The sequence below is a fragment of the Rhodococcus sp. NPDC056516 genome (assembly GCF_042794655.1).
Classification (GTDB): domain Bacteria; phylum Actinomycetota; class Actinomycetes; order Mycobacteriales; family Mycobacteriaceae; genus Rhodococcus_F.
In genome coordinates, this window is record NZ_JBHTTG010000010.1 from 238,532 (window position 1) to 258,078 (window position 19,547).

Here is a 19,547-nt window from a genome sequence, read left to right on the forward strand (position 1 = left end):
TCTCCTCGCTGAATTATTTGTCATGTGACAATGTGCCAACAGCGTGGAGACTTTGTCATGTGCTAATAGAGTGAGCCTGTGACCAGCACTGTGGCGGACCAGGTAAGGCGTGACGTCGTCCGCGGAACTGCGGGGGAGATTTCCGAGGGCATCCGAAATCTCATCAGTGCTGGGGCATTGGCTCCCGGGGATGCGTTGCCGCCCATACGGGCCCTGGCCGACGATCTCGCGGTTCACCGGAACACAGTTGCCGCGGCGTACCGCCTGCTCGTGGCAGCGGGGGTTGTGGAGACCCAGGGCCGGCGCGGCAGTTTCGTGCGATCGATTCCGCTCCTCGACGGGGAGGGCGGGAGCTTTTCTCCTGGCCGGGTAGATCTGGCCAGTGGAAATCCCGATTCGGCACTGCTGCCGGATCTCAGAGCAGCGTTGGGCCGGACTTCGTACGTGCCGCGGTTGTACGGCGCTGCAGCCACCGAGCCTCTACTCGATTCCTGGGCACGCTCCTCGATCGAGCAGGAGGTTCGACGCCCGAACTCGATTACGATCACCAACGGTGCCGTCGACGCGGTCGAGCGACTGTTGACCGCTCATTTGACCCGCGGTGACGCTGTCGCAATCGAGGATCCGTGCTTCCTGGCGAGCATCGGAACGCTCAAAGCCAACGGTTTCCGAGCTGTCCCGATGGACATCGACAATTCGGGTATCACCCCGCAAGGGTTACTGCGTGCTCTCGAAAGTGGTGTGCGTGCTGTTATTTGCACCCCGCGTGCGCACAATCCCACCGGGGTCAGTATGAGTGCCGACCGAGCCGCAATTCTCGGAAGCATCCTGGCCAAGTTCCCGCACGTTATGGTAATCGAGGACGATCACTTCTCTGCCGTTTCCAGCAATCGGTACTACCGGCTCGCTCCGATGAGCACTACGCGGTGGGCTCTCGTACGTTCGGTGTCGAAGTTTCTCGGACCCGACCTGCGCGTGGCAGTAGTTGCCTCGGACCTCGACACCGGAATTCGGTTGAGCACTCACCTCCGGTCGGGCGCCAACTGGGTTAGCCACCTGCAGCAGCGTTTGAGCGCCGAACTGATGGGTGATCCAGAGGTGGTCGACGGCCTCGCGGATGCTCGTGCTGTCTACGATCGTCGCCGAGTAATTCTGAAAGATGCACTGTCAGAACACGATATCGTAATTCCCGATACACTCGACGGACTCAACGTCTGGGTTCCGTTAAATCGCGATTCCGAACCTGTCGTCGATCGACTCGCCGAGCGTGGCTGGCTCGTGCGGGACGGAAGTCAGTTCTCGGCGACGCCGGATCGGCGCCACCGAGCACTTCGTGTAACCACCTCCACCATAACCTCTGAGCAAGCGCGTGAGTTCGCGAGTGCCCTGGCTGAAATCTTGGCGAGCACATAGTTTGACTGGGCTGGAATACAACTGGGCTGGAATACAACTGTGCCGAATTACAACCGCGACTTCTGCACTTTTCCCGTTGCAGTCAAAGGTAGTGCGTCGATGAACTCGACTGCATGAATGCGCTGATAGGGAGCCACCTTCCCGCTCACGTATTTCACGAGTTCAGATTCCGAAACCTCCTTCGTGTCAGCTGATCTGACGACAAAAGCCACCGGGATCTGTCCGACTTCGGGCTTGGCCCTGCCGATCACCGCACTCTGCGCGACGCCGGGGTGGGAGCACAGCACCTCCTCGAGTTGAACCGGATATACGTTGTACCCCTTGTAGATGATCATGTCCTTGCTCCGGCCGACGACAAACAGATTGCCTTCGCTGTCGAATCTGCCCAAGTCTCCGGTCTTGAGCCACCCGTCACGAAATTGGAGCGCGGTCAGTTCGGGTGCGGCAAAGTACCCGGCGGTGACCTGCGGTCCACTCGCCCAGATCTCGCCCACTTCGCCGGTAGCGACTTCTTCTTCGGTCTCCATGTCTCGCAGTGAGATTCGTGTGTCGAAGACCGGTAGGCCTACACTGCCGATCGGTGATCGCGCATCTGGGTTGTTGAGTTGATTGGTGAGAATGGTTGTCGCCTCGCTGAGCCCGTAACCCTCGATGACCTTCGCGTTCGGGAATGTCTCGCCCATGCGACGCAACGTGGTCGTGTCGATGGGTGCGGCACCTGAGAACACCGAACGCACCGAACTCAAATCGTGAGTCGATGTGGTCGAGGCCTCGAGGAGTAGGTGGTAGAACGCCGGTGCGCCGATCAGTCTGTCGATCTCGAGGTGCTCGATGGTCGCGAGGTACTCGTGTGGATCGAACCTGCCCAGTACGAGGGTAGTGGTACCGGCAAGCACGTGATTGCACTGTCCGACAAGGGCAAGTCCGTGAAAGTACGGTGCGACGACGGCAATTACCCCTTCGCCCATTCGCTCCGAATTCTCGTGTACAGCAGCGGGTACCGGAACCATCCGAATCCCACCGTCTTCGTCGCTTTCCGGAAGAGACGAGCTACGCCACGCTGTGGTCTGAATCGTGCTGGCCACCAGATTGCGGTGCAGAACCTGAACGCCCTTCGAGCGACCGGTGGTGCCGCCGGTGAGCTGAAGATGCGCGACGCCTTGTGAACTTGCCAGTCTCCGGGTGAGGGCGGGCGACTCGAGAAGTTGAGCGAGATCGACGTCCCCGGTTGCGCGGTCTTGCGACGGGCAGTTCTCCGGGGCGGCCGCGGTCGGGGGAGTGACGACGGTGAATTCGAGGGCCGAGTTCTGTGCCTCATGGAGTGTTGCCACACTGGTCGGGTGAACCACTGCGGCTCGAGGTGCGAACTCTGCCAATAATTCTCGCAGTGAATTCGTCGGCTGAGTGTGGTTGATCGGGCACGCCACGGCTCCCGCACACAGAATTCCGAAGTAGACGACCGGGTACCACAGGGAATTGGGCATCAGGAGAACTACGCGATCGCCAGGACGAATGCCCCTGTCAGACAACCCTTGCGCTATTCGGAGTGCGTGATCGTAGAGTTCGGTGAACGTGAGAGCCTCGTCGCCGTCACGTAGAGCAACACGGTCTCCGTAGGCGCGTGCCGAGCCGGCGAGAATAGCGTCGAACGCAACATCCGGGTAATCGAGAGATACTGGCATGAAGGGCATTCCGTGCACATCTACTCCTGACGTAGTTAACCTGCCTGAATGGTCGCGGCGAGCTTCGGCCGCGCGTCGATAGTTGGTGCGTACTTTTCGCGAAGAAGAACTTCCTGAGTGACCGTGGCAACCAAAATTCCGTTGCGAGTCCAGAATTCGCCACTGGCCAGACCCCGTCCGTCTCCCGACGTGGGGCTGCGTTGAACGAACAGCAACCATTCGTCGGTTCGGCAAGGGCGGTGGAACCACACGGCGTGATCGAGTGAAGTGAGAAAAAGCTTCTGGGACGGACTTCCACCGCCGAGCAGGTCGAGATGGCCGAGGGCGGCGGTTCGCGCCAGCGTGAGGTCCGAGCAGAACGCGAGTGCGGCGGAGTGCATCCCGTGATCGCTCGATACATCGCCTGCGATGCGAATCCACATGCGGCGGTCCCTGCCACCGCCGTGGTCGGCAGCGGCGTCGTCGGCTGAATCTCCGCTGATCGGGCGCACCTGCACTGCCTTGCGAATGGCCGAGGATGTGATGCCCGACCAGAATCGATCAACGGATTCGCTCTGTGCCGGAATTGATTCCGGTGTGGGAACGTGGGGCATCGCAATGTGGCGATCGGGTCCGAACTCCTCCTTCTTGAAGGATGCGGTCAGTGAGAGCAGCGCATTGCCGCCCTGGAAGGCGGTCACCTCTCGTAGTGCATAGGTGCCACCGTCTCGGAGGATTCGCACTCGGTACTGCACCTCGGCGCCCGGTCGACCCATGGACAGGAAGTACGCGTGAAGCGAGTTCACGTACCGTACAGGGTCGACGGTGCGGTGCGCAGCGAGCAGGGCCTGCGCGACGACATGGCCGCCGTAGGCGCGATCTGGGCCACCGGCACAGCATGTTCCGCGAAATTCAGGTGCTCCGTCGTATGCAGTGCCGGCGTCAGTGAGCTGCAACAATTCGTCCATCGGGGCTCCTACCGGCTCAGGGATTTCGCGATGATCGTTTTCATGACTTCGCTGGTGCCGCCGTAGATTCGCGACACTCTCGTGTCTGCGTCCAACCGTGCGATCGGATATTCGAGGATGTACCCGTAGCCGCCGTGCAGTTGTAGACACTTGTCGATCACGCGGCCTGCCATCTCGGTGCAGAAGAGCTTGCAGATTGCAGCATCGACGGCGCTCAACTCGCCGGTGTCTTCGAGTGTGACGGCGTGATCGACCATTGTCTGACCTGCGGCGAGATCCGTAGCGCATTCGGCAAGAACGAATTTGGTGTTCTGGAAGTCCGCGACCGGTTTACCGAAGACGCGTCGGTCGCTGGTGTAGGAAACCGCGTGGGCGATGGCAGCGGCCGCGGTGGCGCACCCTCCGGCCGCCATGGCGAGGCGTTCGCGCGGCAGGTTCTGTCCGAGGTAACTGAAGGCCACTCCTTCCTCGCCGAGTACGTCGGTGACCGGCACTCGAACATTGGTGAAGGAGACCTCGCAGGTATCGCTGAACTTCAAACCGATCTTGTCCAATCGGCGGCCAACGTCGAAGCCTGCGGATTCGGTGTCGACGACAAACAGCGAGAGCCCTCCCCGGCGATTCTCACCTGGGCCGCCGGTACGGGCAACCACGACCATGTGTGTTGCCTGAGAAGCGTTGGTGATAAAGGTTTTTGCACCGTTGAGGATGTAGCTTTCTCCGTCGTCCGAGAGCTTCGCGGTGGTGCGAATGGCAGCCAGATCCGAACCCGTCCCCGGTTCGGTCATCGCCACGGCAAGCACGGCCTGCCCACTCGCGCAGGCGGGCAGCCAGCGCTTCTTCTGCTCCTCGTTTGCGAGAGTGAGCAAGTAGGGCAGAACGATTCCGGCGCTCGCGTGGTAGTTACCCAATGAGACACCGGCCAGCGCAGCTTCCTCTCCGATGATCATCAGATAGCGATAGCTCGTCGGCCCGGCGCCGCCGTACTCCTCCGGGATGTCGAAGCCCATGACTCCCAATTCGCCGAGCTTGCGGTAGAACTCGCGTGGGGCGTATCCCTGCTCCTCCCACTTCGCGAATTCCGGGACGACCTCCTTGTGTAGAAAGGCCCGGAACACCTCGCGAAAGGCATCGTGCTGATCGTCGAAGATTGTGCGCTTCATGGGAAGTCTCCTTGTTCCGCGGACGACGCGGGGTTGGCTAGGTGTAGAGGCCGCGCAGTGACCGTTTGTCGGTCTTACCGGTGGCCGTGGTCGTCAGTGCTTCGACGAAGGCGACTGTGCGCGGCGCTTTGTACCCTGCGATTTGGGTTTTGACGTGCTCTCGAATCTCTTCTGCGGTGGCAGTCAATCGGGGGTTGAGGACCACGACGGCGTGAACGCGCTCGCCCCACTGATCGTCGGGCAGACCGATGACGGCGCAGCGCAACACTGCGGGGTGGTTGGTGACGGCGTCCTCCACCTCGGCCGAATAGACGTTCTCACCGCCGGTGATGATCATGTCCTTGGCGCGATCGACGATGAAGATGTACCCCTCGTCGTCCATGTACGCGAGATCTCCGGTGTGCAGCCAGCCTCCGCGTAGCGCTTCGGCGGTCTCTTCCGGGCGGTTCCAGTAACCGAGCATGATGTGCTCGCCGCGGGTGACGATCTCTCCGACGGTGCCCCGCGGCACCTCGTTGCCTTCCCGGTCGACGATGATGATTTCGGCGTGAAGGCTCGCGCGGCCCGCAGAGCGCAGGCGAGGACCGCCGGCACGGTGGTCCGAACCGAGCAGGGAGACGATGACCGCGGTCTCCGTCATGCCGTATCCCTGGACGAAGTTTGCGTTGGGGAAGTGCGACATCGCGCATTCCAGGACGGCCGCGGGCATCGGGGCGGCTCCGTAGACGATTGATCTGACGCTGGTGACGTCCGTGTCCGGGAAAGCTGGATGGTTGTAGAGCATCTGCAACATGCTCGGGATCGAGGTCATGGTGGTGACACGTCGGCCCGAGATGAGCTCGAGCACATCGCCGGCATCGAAGCGGTTGGCGAACACCACTGTGCCGCCGACCACGGTCTGGGCCAGCATGCCGAGCAATGCGGCAATGTGGAACAGAGGAGCCATCACCAGAGTGATGCCACCGATCTCGCAGGACCGGGCAAAGCCGGTACCGCCGAGCAGGGCGGTCGAGAGACTGCGATGAGAGTGCATGACGGCCTTGGGAGTGCCGGTGGTTCCGCCGGTGTAGATCAGCGCGGCCAAGGTGTCGCCGCCGGCACGCACGTCGTCGACCCCGGGGCCTTCGATGATCAGGTCCTCGAAACCCGCCATGCCTGCGGGTGCCGGCTCGTCGCCCATGTAGACGAGCGTGACCGTCGCGTCGAGCCCGGTCACCAGTAGCCGGCATTCCTCGTCGACGAGTACAAATGCGCTGCCGACTCCGGTGACCGCGTCGGTGACTTCACGGACGGAACCGTGACGGTTGACCAGATTGACGACAGCGCCGATCCACCACGTCGCCATCAACGACTCGAAGTAACGGTCGGAGTTGAACGCCAGGATGCTGACCCGGTCGCCCGGACCGACGCCACGCTCTCGCAGGGCTCCCGCGAGTCTGGCGACTCGCTTCGCGATCTGTGGGGCTGTGCGCTCGCGATGCTCGCAGACGGTCAAGGGTCGGTGCGGCTGTTGTTGAACCGCCCTGTGCAGAAGGTGGGTCAGATGCATGGGCTCGCGTGCTCCTCGAGTCGGGTGGTGCAGACGGCGGATGGTCGGGGTGCCGACGAATCGACACCCCGACGACGAGTTAATCGATCAGGAATTCCGCGTCTCCGACGAGGGCGTTGACACCGTTCTGACGAGCGCAGACAAGTTCGACACGGGCACGTCGACCGTCCTCGGCCTCGTAGATGTCGACGACGACAGCAGAGCAGGTGAGTTCGTCACCGGGCCAGACCTTGTCGGCGAATCGAATCTTGAACCGACGCAGGTTCTCGACACCCAGCCAGTCGGTGACGTAGCCGGCCAGCATGCCTGCCTGAAGCATGCCGACGGAGAACACGGACGGGAAGCCTGTCTCACGGGCGAACGTGTCGTCGTGGTGCAACGGATGGAAATCACCCGAGGCACCCTGATACTTGACGAAGTCGGTGCGAGTCAGTGGAGGGAAGGTCTTGCTCTCGGCCTGCTGTCCGGTTACGACGGTTTCGGTCGTGGTGGTCATTTCCCCTCCTCCTTGCCGCCCGTTGTGGCGGTCTCGATGATCGTGCTGTTCTGCGTCGCGATCAATTCTCCGGACTCGTCACGGAACTCGGTGATCATCTTCGCGAAGGTCATCACGCCACCGCGTTTTCCGGGCTTTTCGAAGCGGTCACCGACGGTGGTCTCGGCGGTCAGCTTCTGACCGGCTCGTGGAAGTGGCCCGTGGAAGATGTACTCCTCCTCTCCATGGAGGATGCGACGGCGGTCGAATCCGAGCTTGGCGAAACCGGATTGGTCTGCGGGCTCCCAGATCATCCGGCCGCTGGTGAGCATGGTCGGCGGGATCACCGCATCCTCACCGGCATGCTGTTCGGGGTTTGCCTTCACGGCCCGGACGAATTCCTGGACCTTGCTGTAGTCGAGCGGGAACGTGTAGCTCACTTGGTTTCTCCTTCGATCTTCGGGATGCCGGCGCGCCGGGTCTCGACCGACTTGAGGAAGGCGTTGTCGCCGAGAAGCTTTGTCAGTTCACCGATGTCCAGCTGTCGGTCCTCGCGAATTTCGTCGGCGATCGAGTAGCCGCCGTAGAGACCCACGTAGCCGCCGTAAACGGCAAAAACCTGTCCGTTGAAAGCGCATTCGGCGCTCGACAGATATGCCACGAGCGACGAGCAGTTGGCGGGGTTGTAGCGGTCGAAGACAGCCTCGTCGACGGGCTCACCGACCAAATCCTTGATGCCGGGCGTGGCTTTGACTGGTTCGGTGCGCGCGACGGGAGCGATGGCATTGGCCTTGACGCCGAATCTCTCGAATTCGCGAGCGGCATTGACTGCCTGGATGGCCAGACCGGCCTTGGCTGCTGAGTAATTCCACTGTCCGTAGTTGCCGTGCAGTCCGGATCCGGAACTGGTGTTGACGAGGTTGCGTGTCTCTTGCACGCCTGCCTTCGACTGGTCGCGCCAGTATCTCACGGCGGCGCGGGTAGCCGAGAAGGTGCCCTTGAGGTGCACAGCGATAACCGAGTCGAACTCTTCCTCGGTCATGTTCCACAGCATCGCGTCGCGGATGATGCCGGCGTTGTTGACCACCGAGTGCAAGTTGCCGAAGGTGGATACTGCTGCCTCGGTGAGCTTCTCACCGACGGCCATCTCCGCGATCGAGCCCTCAACCGCGATGGCCGAGCCGCCGGCAGCGACGATTTCGTCTGCCACCTGCTGCGCTCCGCGCAGGTCGTTGACCACGATGCCGGCGCCTTCGGCGGCCATGAGTAGTGCGTGTTCGCGACCGAGACCTGCGCCGGCCCCGGTGACGATGGCAACGCGTCCGTCGAGTTGTCCCATGATGTTTCCTTTCGTTCTTCGCACCGAGCTGCGGCGCATGGACTAGTAGTGGTGAAAGAAGCTGCTATGCAACCTTTTCGTAGAGCGTGATGACGCCGGCGCCACCGAGCCCGAGGTTGTGCTGCAGTGCGAGCTTTGCGCCGTCGACCTGTCGTGCGTCGGCGGTGCCGCGCAACTGCCACACCAGTTCGGCGCACTGAGCCAAGCCGGTGGCGCCGAGCGGATGCCCCTTGGACAGCAGACCGCCGCTGGGATTGACCACAACGCGGCCGCCGTAGGTGTTGTCGCCGTCGAGGATGAACTTCTCGGAGCACCCTTCTTCTACCAATCCGAGGGCCTCGTACGAGAGCACCTCGTTGACCGAGAAGCAGTCGTGCAGTTCGACGACCTGGATGTCGCGCGGATCCACTCCGGCCTTTTCGTAAATCCGTTGCGAAGCAACTCGAGTGATGTCCGCGCCGACGACTTTGAATACGTCGTCGTCGGTGAAGACGCTGGGGAAGTCCGTGACCAGTTCCTGGGCTGCGATCGCTACTCCGGGCGTGAGGCCGTGGGCTCGCGCGAAATCTTCGCTGCAGATGATGGCAGCGCCGGCTCCGCAGGTGGGCGGGCAGGCCTGCAAACGAGTCAGCCCGCCGTACAGTGCCTTTGATTCGAGCACCTCCTGCTCGGTGACCGGCTCACGGAAAACCGCGTACGGGTTGTTGGCAGCGTGCTTGCGGGATTTGACCGAGATCTTCGCGAACAGATCCGGCGAGACCCCGTACCGCTTGGAGTACTCCTGCGCGGCGGCACCGAAGTACTGCATCGCCATGGACGGGTTGGCGGGGTCGACGCCGTAGGTGCGGTCGAGGACTTCGGCGTGCCGCTCCATCGGGGCCGGGCGATCGCCCCAATGGTTGACCAAAGCCCCGGGCTGCATCTGCTCGAAGCCAACGGCGAGTGCGCATTCGACGACGCCGGACTCGACGGCCTGCCTGGCCAACCACAGCGCGGACGAGCCACTCGCGCAGTTGTTGTTGACGTTGACAACCGGAATTCCGGTCATACCCGCGCCGTAGATGGCGCGTTGGCCACTCGTCGAATCCCCGTACACGTAGCCGGCGTAGGCCTGCCCGATCTTCTCGAATCCGATTCCTGCGTCCGCGAGCGCGTTGGCAATGGCCTTCGCGCCCATCTCGTAGTAGTGCTCGCTGCGCCCTGGCTTCGTGAACGGGATCATTCCGACCCCGGCGACTAGTACTTTGCGACTCATCGGTGCTCCCTTGTGATTACTGGTCTTCGTGCTTTGGTGGTTGATTCGTTGTGTGTGAGGCGTATTCAGAGCAACTCGAGGATGGTGGCGTTGGCCATGCCGCCGCCCTCACACATCGACTGCAAGCCGTAACGGATTCCCTCGTCACGCATGTGGTGCACCATCGTGGTCATCAACCGCGCGCCGGAACCTCCCACGGGATGCCCGATGGCCATGGCGCCGCCGTTGGGGTTCATCAGTGAATAGTCGGCTCCGGTCTCGCGCAACCAGGCCAGGGACACGGCGGCGAATGCTTCGTTGATCTCGAACGTGCCGATGTCGGAGAGCGTCAACCCGGACTTCTTCAGCGCCAACGCCGTTGCCGGGATCGGGCCCTTGAGGATGCTCACCGGATCGGTACCGGTCACCACGGCTGTATGAATGCGGGCGATCGGTGTCCAACCGTGTTCACGCGCAACGTCACTGGTCGTCACGAGGAGAGCGGCGGACCCGTCGGAAACCTGGGAGGCGTTTCCTGCGGTGATCTCGGTTCCCTCGAACGCCACCGGCAGCTCGGCGAGGCGTTCCATGGTCCCGCCGTGACGGATACCTTCATCCGCCTCGATGATCCGGGTACCGCCTTCGGCCTCGGTGACCGTGACCGGTGCGATCTGGCCGGCGAAACGACCGGCGTCGACAGCGGCAGCCGCGCGGGCATGCGAGTCGAGGCCGTGTCGGTCCATGTCGGTGCGACTGATGCCGTACTCGTCGGCGATCATCTGAGCGCCGAGACCCTGGTTGAATCGTTCGATGTTGTAGCGCCCCAGTACGAGTGGGCCGTGCATCGGCCCGTAGTCACCGGCACGGGCAGCCGCGCCGAGCGGGATGACGCTCATCATCTCGACTCCGCCCGCGACCGCGACGTCGTACTGGCCCGAAATCACGCCCGCTGCCGCCTGATGTACGGCCTGCTGCGAAGAGCCGCATTGACGGTCGACGGTCACGCCAGGGACATGTTCGGGCCATCCTGCACCGAGTACTGCCGACCGGGCGATACAGCCGGCCTGCATGCCGAGGGTTCCGACGCAGCCCCAGATCACGTCGTCGACGATCGCGGGGTCCAGCCCGGTTCGCTCTGCGAGCGTGCGCAGAACGTGCGCTGACAGATTGACTGCATGCGTGGTGGACAACCCACCACCACGTTTGCCGACCGGTGTCCGTACCGCGTCGACGATGACTGCATCACGCATGAAAACTCCTGTGTCCGAGTCGGTTGGAGATCAGAGACCGATGTCTTTGGCGATGATGGTCTTCATGACTTCGCTGGTACCGCCGAAAATGCGCGAGACTCTCGTGTCGGCGTACAGGCGAGCGATGGGATATTCGAGGATGTACCCGTAGCCACCGTGCAGTTGTAGACACTCGTCGATCACGCGGCCTGCCATCTCGGTGCAGAACAGCTTGATGCGTGCAGCATCGGCGGCGGTGAGCTCTCCGGAGTCGTCGAGATCGAGTCCCTTGTCCACCAGCGCCTGCGCGGCAGCGACTTCGGTAGCGCATTCGGCAAGAACGAATTTGGTGTTCTGGAAGGATGCAACAGGCTTACCGAAAACTTGGCGCTGGCGGACGTACTCCGACGCAAACTCGATCGCCGAGGCCGCACAGGCGGTTTGGCCGACACCGATGGAGAGTCTTTCCCGAGGGAGGTTTTGGCCGAGGTAGGAGAAGCCCTTGTCCTGCTCGCCGAGGAGATTCTCGACCGGAACTCGAACATCGGTGAACGAGAGTTCGTTGGTGTCGGAAGACTTCATGCCGATCTTGTCGAGCTTGCGTCCGAAGTTGAAGCCGACACTGTCGGTCGGAACCACCAGCAGGCTGAGTCCGAAGCGCCGGTCCTCCGCGGACGGTGCGGAGGTTCGAGCTGCTACGACGCAGAGTTCCGAGTTGCGGGCACCGGTGATGAAGGTCTTGGCACCGTTGAGGATGTAGTGGGTGCCGTCCTCGGACAGGCGCGCTGTGGTCTTGATGCCCGCCAGATCCGATCCGGTTCCGGGCTCGGTCATGGCGATGCAGAGCATGGTCTCGCCGCTCGCCACGCCTGGAAGCCACCGTTGCTTCTGCTCGTCGTCGGCAAGGCGCAGCAGGTACGGCAGCACGATGCCGATGCTCACGCCGTAGTGTCCGAAACTTACTGCTGCACGGGCTGTTTCCTCTTGCATGACAGCTTGGAATTTGAAGCTGGTGGGCCCGGCGCCGCCGAACTCCTCGGGGATGTCGAAACTTGTTGCGCCGAGTTCTGCAAGTTGGTTGAACAACTCACGCGGTACCTGATTCGCGTTCTCCCACTCCGGGTAGTTCGGCGTGACCTGCTTGGCGATGAAGGTCCGGATGGTCTCGCGGAATGCCTCGTGCTCGGGGGCATAGACGGTACGTTTCATGATGCGCTCCTGAAAATTGTGGTGAGATGACGTGCTTGGGTCAGACGCGTCCGGCGTCGACGACGAGGCACTGGCTGTTGATGTAGTCCGATTCGGGAGTGCACAGCAGGTACACCGCCCCCGCGGCTTCCACCGGGGTGCCGCCTCGGCCGAACGGGATCATCTTCGAAGCGACGGCCAAGCGGTCAGGGTTGACGCCGACGCGAATCTCGCGGCCGTCGATCGTCAACGTCGCGTTCGCGTCCGCGGACACCTCGGTCATTCTCGTGATGATCAGTCCGAAGGCCACTGCGTTGACGTTGACCCTGTACCGGCCCCACTCCTTGGCAAGGGTCTTGGTCAGTCCGATCAGGCCGGCCTTGGCGGCGCCGTAGTTGGATTGGCCGGCGTTCCCGTAGTACCCCGACACCGACGACACGTTCACCACCTTGCGGTGGTACTCGGTCGGATTGGCTTTGATGAACGGCTGCGCCGCACGCAGGATGCGGAACGGCGCTTTGAGATTCACGTCCACGATGGTGTCCCACTGCTCGTCGGTCATCTTCTGAATCACCGAGTCCCACGTATATCCGGCGTTGTTGACGATGATGTCCAGACCACCGAAGGTCTCGACCGCAGTGCTGACGAACCGCTCCGCGAAACCGTCCTCGGATACTGAACCCACTACGCTGACTGCTTGTCCGCCGGCCGCCTTGATGTCGTGCTCGGTCTGTGCAGCAGCTTCGGGATCCAAGTCGTTGATTGTCACCGCTGCACCCTCGCGGGCGAATTTGAGTGCGATTTCTCGACCGATCCCACGACCTGACCCGGATACGAGAGCGACCTTTCCCTCCAGGTTACCCACGGTCCCAGTTCCCGCGATCCCATTTCCCACGGTGTTCCCTTTCGAGTGAAGAGTGTTGTAGCGAAACGTAATTGGCGGCATTCCAGACCGGCGGTTGCTCCGGCGTTGCGATGCCTCGAGGCGCCGTAGCTTCGGGAGCTTCATTGACAATTACTGATGATTCACTTTTAGGCCTTAAAAGCGTGTATGTCAAGCATCTTCGAGGTTGCTGCTGGTCAGATGCTGTTCCAATGCATTCACAGTTGCGTGCGAACTTGGCGGGATGGAGCGCCGGTGACGAGTGACGGACACTCTCGAACGCCGGAAGCTGCCGATTGTCACCGCACGAATTGGGGCATTGTGTGGGTGGGTTTCGGAGGAACTGGCTTTTCGGCAAGGTCGCCAGTGTCGTCGGTAGTTCTAAGTGACCCTTGACACAGTGAGGAAAATAGCTCAAAGTGAATCTCAAGTAATTCTCTGAAGCGACGTCGCGTGAGAATGCCCGCGTACGGATAGCTGAACTGAAGACGTTCACTTGAGGGAGGCGGGCATCCACCTGCGTAATTCTTCCTATCTGGCAGTGCTATTCGGTGTTTCGCTCTCGAAGAATGGCCAACTGACGCGTCTTCTCTGCGGAAGCGGAGCGTGATGGATCTCGATTCCGAACATAGATGTGAACTCGAAGTGTCACCAATCCCAGCGGCAAGTCTGCCCTGCACTGCGTTGGCAGCGCCCGTTGACCAAACCGTCTCCCCGAAGGATCCGACAGTGACAACACCCCGGACAACACCACAGGCAACACATCAACAAACGTCTTCGGGCACAGCAGCGCCTGAACCTCCCGAATCACGTCGCCGTGCTTGGGGTTTGACCTCGCTTCTGGTTTTCCTGACCGTCATCAACTGGGGGGACAAAGCGGTATTGGGCATCATTGCCCAACCGCTGTCCAAAGAGCTGGGGTTGACAGCATCCCAGATCGGTCTCGTCGGCAGCTTGTTCTTCCTCACCTTCACGATCGGCGGCTTCTTTTCCGGGGCGATCGCCCGAATAACGACACTGAGATGGGCGCTGGCGGTGTTGGCCCTGCTCTGGTCGGCGGCAATGCTTCCGATGGTCATCACGGCGAGTTTTGCTGTGTTGGTGGTCAGTCGGATGCTGTTGGGTTTGGCTGAGGGGCCGAGTGGACCTTTGACGCACACCGCCGCATTCTCCTGGCATCCACCGGCGAAGCGCGGACTTCCAGGTGCGCTTCTCGCCGGGTCGGCCTCGCTGGCGAAGATTGCCGTGGCTCCCGCGCTTGCCTTCGTGACGGTCACGTGGGGGTGGCGTGCGGCCGTGGTCTGCATGGCGGTGCTCGGCGTGTTGTGGTGCGTGCTCTGGCTGCCCCTGTGGTCGCAGGGTCCCTACATCCGTAGTGGAAAGCGACGAGAAGACGCGGGAGCCGGTGCAGCCGAGACCGACGTGCCGGCGGTGCCGTGGATACGCATCTTCCGAACGCGGACGTTCATCAGCTGCACAATGCTGGTGATGGCGATATACGCCATCGTCGCGGTTGTGCTGACCTGGCTTCCGTCGTACTTCGAAGTGGGCCTGGGATACAGCCGACTGCAGGCTGGTTCGATGTTCGCATTCCCCAGCATTGCGGGCCTGATCTTGATGTTGATCCTGTCCTCTTCCGGAGATCGTCTGACTTCTCGCGGCGCCACGTCCCGCCTGATTCGAATAATCGTTCCCTCGGTGGGTGTGCTCGTCAGCGGCATGATCATGGTGTTCCTGCCCTACGTGTCGGCCCCTGCGCTGGCCGTCGCGATCGTCTCGGTCGGATATGGGTTCCTCGCGTCCGGCTATCCGCTGATCATCGCCACGATCTCTGAAATATGTCCGCCCCGGCAGACAGCCGGAACGCTTGGAGTTTTCATGGCAATGATGGGAATCGGGGGTTTGATCGGCCCCTACGTGACCGGGCGGATCGTCGACGCTGCCGATACTCCGGCTGCGGGCTATGCCACTGCCTTCCAGGCCTTCGGATTGGTTGCGGTCCTGTTTGCGTTCGGAACCTTGATTTTCGCCAACCCCGAGCGTGACAAGGAGATCGTCTGGAAAGCTACGAGTCGAACGTAGCTACGTGAGGTTCCCGAGTGTGCAGAATTGTAGGTAACTGGACTTTTCTGGTTATGAGTCGTCTTCATGCGAGTACCCTCACTTTGTGAATCTGACGCAATGGCCGAATTGACGATAGGATGGCGGCGTGCCACGTGAAAGGGAACCGATGACTGCCGTCCGTCGACCCCGCGACCGTAAGCAACAGATATTGACAGCAGCAAGCGAGCTGTTCCGGGAGCACGGGTATCACAACATTTCTGTTTCGGATGTCACCGCTCGTGTGGACATCACGACGTCCGCGCTCTATCGCCATTATCGAAACAAGAACAGCCTGCTCTATCACGCGGTCCTGGCCGGGATCGAGTCTCTCAATGAATCTGTCGGCGGTGCAACGGATCTGTACACGTTGCTGACAACGCTGTCGGCAACGTCGGTCGAGCGCCGCGGGCTGCCGCTGTTGTGGCAGCGCGAAGCCAGGTATCTGGACGACGACCAACGAGAGATGCTGCGTAAGAAGTTGCGGGTCAGTACCACTCGCATCTCGGAGCTGGTGCAGGTGCACAGGTCTGGCCTTTCCGACTCCGACAGTCGGCTGCTGGCGTACTCGATCCTTGCGGTGTTCAGCAGTTCGTCAAGTCACCGAATCTCGATGCCTCCCCGCCAGATGGAGGCACTGCTGTTCGACCTTTCGGCGCGTGTTGCCCTGTCCCCCATCGGGTCTGCAGACCCCGACGTTCCCGCTGCGCGCACAGAGGTCATCTCCATACCCGTTTCGCGACGCGAACAACTACTGACTGCGGCGATTCAACTGTTCGACGAACGCGGGTATCGAACGGTCAGCAACGAGGACATCGGCGCGGCCTGCGGCACGACAGGCCAGAACGTGTACAACCACTTCGACACAAAGCTCGACATTCTGTCCACGGCAATCACCCGTGGTTTCGACCGACGTGACCTTGCAGTCAGGCAGGCACTGTCGCAAGTCGGCGATACGAGCGAGACGCTCGGCATTCTCTTGGGTGTTCATATCGCGTTCGCCCTGGAAGACGGACACCTCATCGGTCTGATGGCGACGGAGCTCGCCGAGCTTCCCGACAACACCCGAAAGGCATGTGTCCAAGCTCAGCGGGACTACCTGGAGTTGTGGGTTCGAGCGCTCAGCGAACTTCGCCCCGGCTTGGATGCCGCCGAGGCGAAGTTCACCGTGAGTGCAGCAATGACGTTGATCGGCAACGCTATCCGTATCGGAAGCGTTCGGCGCCGTGTTGACCTCGCGGACCGGCTGGCGGAGATATGCACTGCTTTGCTGACGGAGACTTCGGATCCCGCTGCGGCATTGGTGGGCGCCGGCCTTGGTGCCGCTCCGTAGTCTCAGAGCGGCACATCGGCACCGACAGAACGAGTCAGTCGCGCCCGGCTTCGACCAGCTTCTCAGCGAGAGTCGCCGGTGTAGTGAAAATGGCTTCGTGGCTTCCTGCCATCTGAATGATCCTGCACAGGCCGAGCCGACTGGAAAATCTTGGATGCCAAGCGAACTCGCCGTGCGGCATCGCGGTGTCTTCCGTGCAGTTCAGGTAGGAAGTCCTCATCGTCCCGGAGTTGACGAGTTCATAGAACTTCGTGAGATCGAGTTTGTCTTCCAACATAGTGACCGGTGTCGGACATAGAGACTCGTAGGCGCGCATGGCTGTCTCGTGATCGGCGTCGTTCAGGAACGCTTCCCTCCACACGTTCCAAGGCAAGGAAAACATTCCGCCCACCGCTCCTGCTCGCACCATCTCTCGATAGTGAGCTGGGGACTCGTCGTTGATGCTGTTGCCATCCGCTGGAACAAAGGCATTCCAATAGACAAGTCGCCGAATGCGGTCAGGAAATACCTCTGCGACTTTGGAGATGACCGTGCCGCCGAAACTGTGTCCCACGAGAATGAAGTCCGTGATATCCCGCTCGGTGATGTACTGAACGATCGACTCGACACCGTCCGCGTGTCGGACGCTCGGCAGTGATTCCCCGAAACCCGAGACCGTAGGTGTGTACACGCGATGACCGGCTGCAATCAGGTGTTTCGCCACCGGTGCCCAGTGCTCCCCCGTATGCCAAGCTCCATGAACGAGAACGAAAGTGTATTGCTGCGCCACGACTATTCCTTCACGTGAGTTCGCTCGCCAAAAAGAAATTCAATTATTAGGTCGAATGTGTTTACCGCTCTGCGGCATTGGGGACAACTACCAATTTCGTTCGAGGTGCCCTAGCGTACTGCCACAGCTTCGATCTCGACCAACATCGCCGGGTCGGACAGCCCGGTGGTCTCAGCCATCAAGCTGGCTGGTGAGCATTGGTAGGTTTCGAGGGCATCGAGAACGACATCGTAGTTCGAGGTTGCAGAAGCTATATCTCTGACGAAGATGCGGATCTGTACTACGTCTCGGAAACTGAAACCCGCAACTTCGAGGGTGTGGTCGATATTGACAAAGGTCGTTGCAACTTGGGCTCTGAAGTCGCCGACGCCTCCGTGTGCATCCACGCTGCTGCGTCCCTCATGACCCGATACGAACAGAAATTCCGAAGGTGCGCTGATTCTGACCGCCGAGTTGTATCCGAACCTGCCCATGATGAGTTGTGGGGCAATGTTTTCGCGCTGCATGCCGAGTCGCGTCCAATCTGAATTGTCAGTGGTTTCGCCGTTGATCGAGTCAGCGGTCGTAGGACAAGATCTGCTTAGCGACCGCTCGGGGAGCGGAGATCATCCCGTCGTGCCCGGTATTGATTCGATCGAGTTGCCACTCGCGCGAGTTGTTCAGCACCCGCTGCTTCGACGCCTGGATGTCGGTGAAGGCGGGCTCAGTGAAGTCGATGTAGTGGCGTGGAAGTCCCGCCCCGGCCGGACCGGCAAGAGTGACTGTGTCTCTCCAGGTCGACCACGGGTGTGCAGTGAGTTGTCTTTTCGCCCACTCGATGTCATTTCGATCGGTAAGACCGAACATAGTGGGATCTGTCGGTGCGGGTACAGCGTGCCCACCGGTAGCAGCGACAAGCGTTCGGAGGACCTCCTGGCTGCCGAGTGGCATTGTGGACAGCACTGTCTCACCGTTTTCGATGACCACGGCGTCGAGGTAGACCAATCGACGGATTTTCTCACGCATCCGGTCAGCCACCGAAGTTATGTATGCGCCACCGATGCTGTGGCCGACCAGCACGAAGTCAGTGAGCTCCTCTGCTTCAATCGTCCGAATGATGTCGTTGACAGCGTCGTCGTAGCTCAACTGTGCATGGAGGAGGTGGGATCGGTCCCCTACGCCGGTGATGGTCGGGGTGATCACTCGGTTCTCACCTCGTTGCAACATCGGCGCGAGTTTGCGCCAACACCAACCTCCATGGCTGCCACCGTGTACGAGAAGGTAGTCCGGTCGCGTGGGGGAAGCTGAAGAGATGCCGGTGCCTGCAGTTGCAGGGGCTGAGGCTGCGGCTGCGGCTGCGAGTGCCGCCGCCCCGGCGAACATCGTGCGCCGGTTCACTCGCGAGTGCATCCTCGACGGCTGGCCGGTTACAACTCGCTCGGAAGCATCTGACATTCTGCTGCGGGTTCGAGTTGCTTTGTTCGGGGCCGTCCAGGTTCCGAAGGGCATGGGAGTTGTCATCCATCCAGCCTGCCGGTCTACGCACCCTGCTGAACATGTTGGTCAAGCCACAAAACATGTCCTTGCGTTCGCTTGCTTCGCCTATCGGTGGACGGGCTTGGACGCTGCAGGCTCGAGACTCACTGTGAGCGTGACTTACGGCTCGCCAATCCGTCGGACTCCCGCAAACGATCACACAACGAAATCAGCATCTCCTGAGAATCAGACGACAATCCGTTTGCCAGTCCGAGAAGATGCTGCACCGTGTCATCCGACAACTGGGCGATGAGCAAGGCATCCGAGTGTCGCGAATCTTCGGTTCCGAAATCGACACGGCTGTCGAAGAAGTGGCTGACAGTGACACCGAAGAACTGTGCGAGGCCACGCACCACCGTTTCTGACGGCGCGCGGCGGACCCCGGTGCGAAGCTGAGAAAGGTAGGGAGTCGATATGCGACACCCCTGCTGACGAAGCGCGTCGCAGACTCGGGCATTGGTCAATCCAGGTTGGCGGGTTTCGAAAAGAGCGTTCAATCTGATGCAGAAAACGCTGTATCCATGCTCACTCAGCAATTCTCTGCTCTCCGTGCAACGTAGCGGTTCGGTCCGACGCCCCCCGAGCGGACCGGGGATCTACGGCTCGGGGGGTGAGTAATCGGGTGGTCAGACTTGAATTTCGCTGAGCGCGTCGACGATCAAGTCGGCAACGGCTGATGGCTGCGACGCCAAGGACGCGTGCCCAGCCGGCAGTTCGACGAGTTTGCG

18 protein-coding genes and 1 pseudogene are annotated in these 19,547 nt (G+C 61.1%); 3 read left to right on the forward strand and 16 right to left on the reverse strand.

Annotation, left to right across the window (positions count from 1 at the left end; translation table 11 throughout):
• Positions 1-78 precede the first annotated feature (78 nt).
• Positions 79-1,413, forward strand: coding sequence for an aminotransferase class I/II-fold pyridoxal phosphate-dependent enzyme (locus ACFQ6Y_RS28530; RefSeq protein WP_378640017.1), 1,335 nt, complete (start codon positions 79-81; stop codon positions 1,411-1,413).
• Between the two features lie 47 nt (positions 1,414-1,460).
• On the opposite strand, the gene ACFQ6Y_RS28535 is transcribed toward ACFQ6Y_RS28530, so the two are convergent.
• The 11 genes from ACFQ6Y_RS28535 to ACFQ6Y_RS28585 all read right to left on the reverse strand — a co-directional run bounded on the left by ACFQ6Y_RS28535 (position 1,461) and on the right by ACFQ6Y_RS28585 (position 13,084).
• Complete coding sequence (locus ACFQ6Y_RS28535; protein WP_378640019.1) at positions 1,461-3,095, reverse strand: class I adenylate-forming enzyme family protein; 1,635 nt, start codon at positions 3,093-3,095, stop codon at positions 1,461-1,463.
• Between the two features lie 35 nt (positions 3,096-3,130).
• On the reverse strand, positions 3,131-4,042 hold the full coding sequence (locus tag ACFQ6Y_RS28540) for an acyl-CoA thioesterase (RefSeq protein ID WP_378530279.1): 912 nt from the start codon (positions 4,040-4,042) through the stop codon (positions 3,131-3,133).
• An 8-nt stretch (positions 4,043-4,050) separates the two neighbouring features.
• The gene (locus tag ACFQ6Y_RS28545) at positions 4,051-5,205 is read right to left on the reverse strand and encodes an acyl-CoA dehydrogenase family protein (RefSeq protein WP_378640021.1); all 1,155 of its coding nucleotides are present in this window, start codon (positions 5,203-5,205) and stop codon (positions 4,051-4,053) included.
• A 37-nt stretch (positions 5,206-5,242) separates the two neighbouring features.
• Positions 5,243-6,754, reverse strand: coding sequence for a long-chain-fatty-acid--CoA ligase (locus ACFQ6Y_RS28550; protein WP_378640023.1), 1,512 nt, complete (start codon positions 6,752-6,754; stop codon positions 5,243-5,245).
• A 79-nt stretch (positions 6,755-6,833) separates the two neighbouring features.
• Positions 6,834-7,250, reverse strand: coding sequence for a MaoC/PaaZ C-terminal domain-containing protein (locus tag ACFQ6Y_RS28555; RefSeq protein WP_378640025.1), 417 nt, complete (start codon positions 7,248-7,250; stop codon positions 6,834-6,836).
• Positions 7,247-7,669, reverse strand: a complete 423-nt coding sequence (locus tag ACFQ6Y_RS28560) for a MaoC family dehydratase N-terminal domain-containing protein (RefSeq protein WP_007735631.1) — start codon at positions 7,667-7,669, stop codon at positions 7,247-7,249. The genes ACFQ6Y_RS28555 and ACFQ6Y_RS28560 overlap by 4 nt, the downstream gene beginning before the upstream one ends.
• Positions 7,666-8,568: an SDR family NAD(P)-dependent oxidoreductase gene (locus tag ACFQ6Y_RS28565; protein WP_378530292.1), complete on the reverse strand. Its 903-nt coding sequence runs from the start codon at positions 8,566-8,568 to the stop codon at positions 7,666-7,668. The genes ACFQ6Y_RS28560 and ACFQ6Y_RS28565 overlap by 4 nt, the downstream gene beginning before the upstream one ends.
• A 64-nt stretch (positions 8,569-8,632) precedes the next feature.
• A complete protein-coding gene (locus ACFQ6Y_RS28570; RefSeq protein WP_378530294.1) occupies positions 8,633-9,823 on the reverse strand; it encodes a lipid-transfer protein in 1,191 nt (396 codons plus the stop codon).
• A gap of 65 nt (positions 9,824-9,888) precedes the next feature.
• A complete protein-coding gene (locus tag ACFQ6Y_RS28575) occupies positions 9,889-11,052 on the reverse strand; it encodes an acetyl-CoA C-acyltransferase (protein ID WP_378640028.1) in 1,164 nt (387 codons plus the stop codon).
• A 30-nt stretch (positions 11,053-11,082) separates the two neighbouring features.
• Positions 11,083-12,240 (reverse strand): acyl-CoA dehydrogenase family protein, encoded by a 1,158-nt coding sequence (locus tag ACFQ6Y_RS28580; RefSeq protein WP_378640031.1) that lies wholly within the window; start codon positions 12,238-12,240, stop codon positions 11,083-11,085.
• A 40-nt stretch (positions 12,241-12,280) separates the two neighbouring features.
• Positions 12,281-13,084 carry an SDR family NAD(P)-dependent oxidoreductase gene (locus ACFQ6Y_RS28585; protein WP_378530301.1) on the reverse strand — a complete coding sequence of 268 codons (804 nt, stop codon included), beginning with the start codon at positions 13,082-13,084 and terminating at the stop codon, positions 12,281-12,283.
• Positions 13,085-13,831: 747 nt separating this feature from the next.
• On the opposite strand from ACFQ6Y_RS28585, the gene ACFQ6Y_RS28590 reads away from it, so the two are divergent.
• Positions 13,832-15,184 (forward strand): MFS transporter, encoded by a 1,353-nt coding sequence (locus ACFQ6Y_RS28590; RefSeq protein ID WP_378640034.1) that lies wholly within the window; start codon positions 13,832-13,834, stop codon positions 15,182-15,184.
• A 127-nt stretch (positions 15,185-15,311) separates the two neighbouring features.
• The gene (locus tag ACFQ6Y_RS28595; protein ID WP_378640036.1) at positions 15,312-16,535 is read left to right on the forward strand and encodes a TetR/AcrR family transcriptional regulator; all 1,224 of its coding nucleotides are present in this window, start codon (positions 15,312-15,314) and stop codon (positions 16,533-16,535) included.
• 34 nt (positions 16,536-16,569) lie between these two features.
• Here the strand turns inward: ACFQ6Y_RS28595 and ACFQ6Y_RS28600 are convergent, their stop codons facing one another.
• The 5 genes and pseudogenes from ACFQ6Y_RS28600 to ACFQ6Y_RS28620 form a co-directional block, all read right to left on the reverse strand.
• Complete coding sequence (locus tag ACFQ6Y_RS28600; RefSeq protein WP_378640039.1) at positions 16,570-17,304, reverse strand: alpha/beta fold hydrolase; 735 nt, start codon at positions 17,302-17,304, stop codon at positions 16,570-16,572.
• A gap of 110 nt (positions 17,305-17,414) precedes the next feature.
• On the reverse strand, positions 17,415-17,810 hold the full coding sequence (locus ACFQ6Y_RS28605) for a RidA family protein (RefSeq protein ID WP_378640041.1): 396 nt from the start codon (positions 17,808-17,810) through the stop codon (positions 17,415-17,417).
• A gap of 49 nt (positions 17,811-17,859) precedes the next feature.
• A complete protein-coding gene (locus tag ACFQ6Y_RS28610; RefSeq protein WP_378640043.1) occupies positions 17,860-18,681 on the reverse strand; it encodes an alpha/beta fold hydrolase in 822 nt (273 codons plus the stop codon).
• Positions 18,682-18,923: 242 nt separating this feature from the next.
• Positions 18,924-19,172, reverse strand: a complete 249-nt coding sequence (locus ACFQ6Y_RS28615) for a hypothetical protein (protein ID WP_378640045.1) — start codon at positions 19,170-19,172, stop codon at positions 18,924-18,926.
• A 273-nt stretch (positions 19,173-19,445) separates the two neighbouring features.
• Positions 19,446-19,547: pseudogene (locus ACFQ6Y_RS28620) on the reverse strand (alpha/beta hydrolase); the annotation flags it as partial.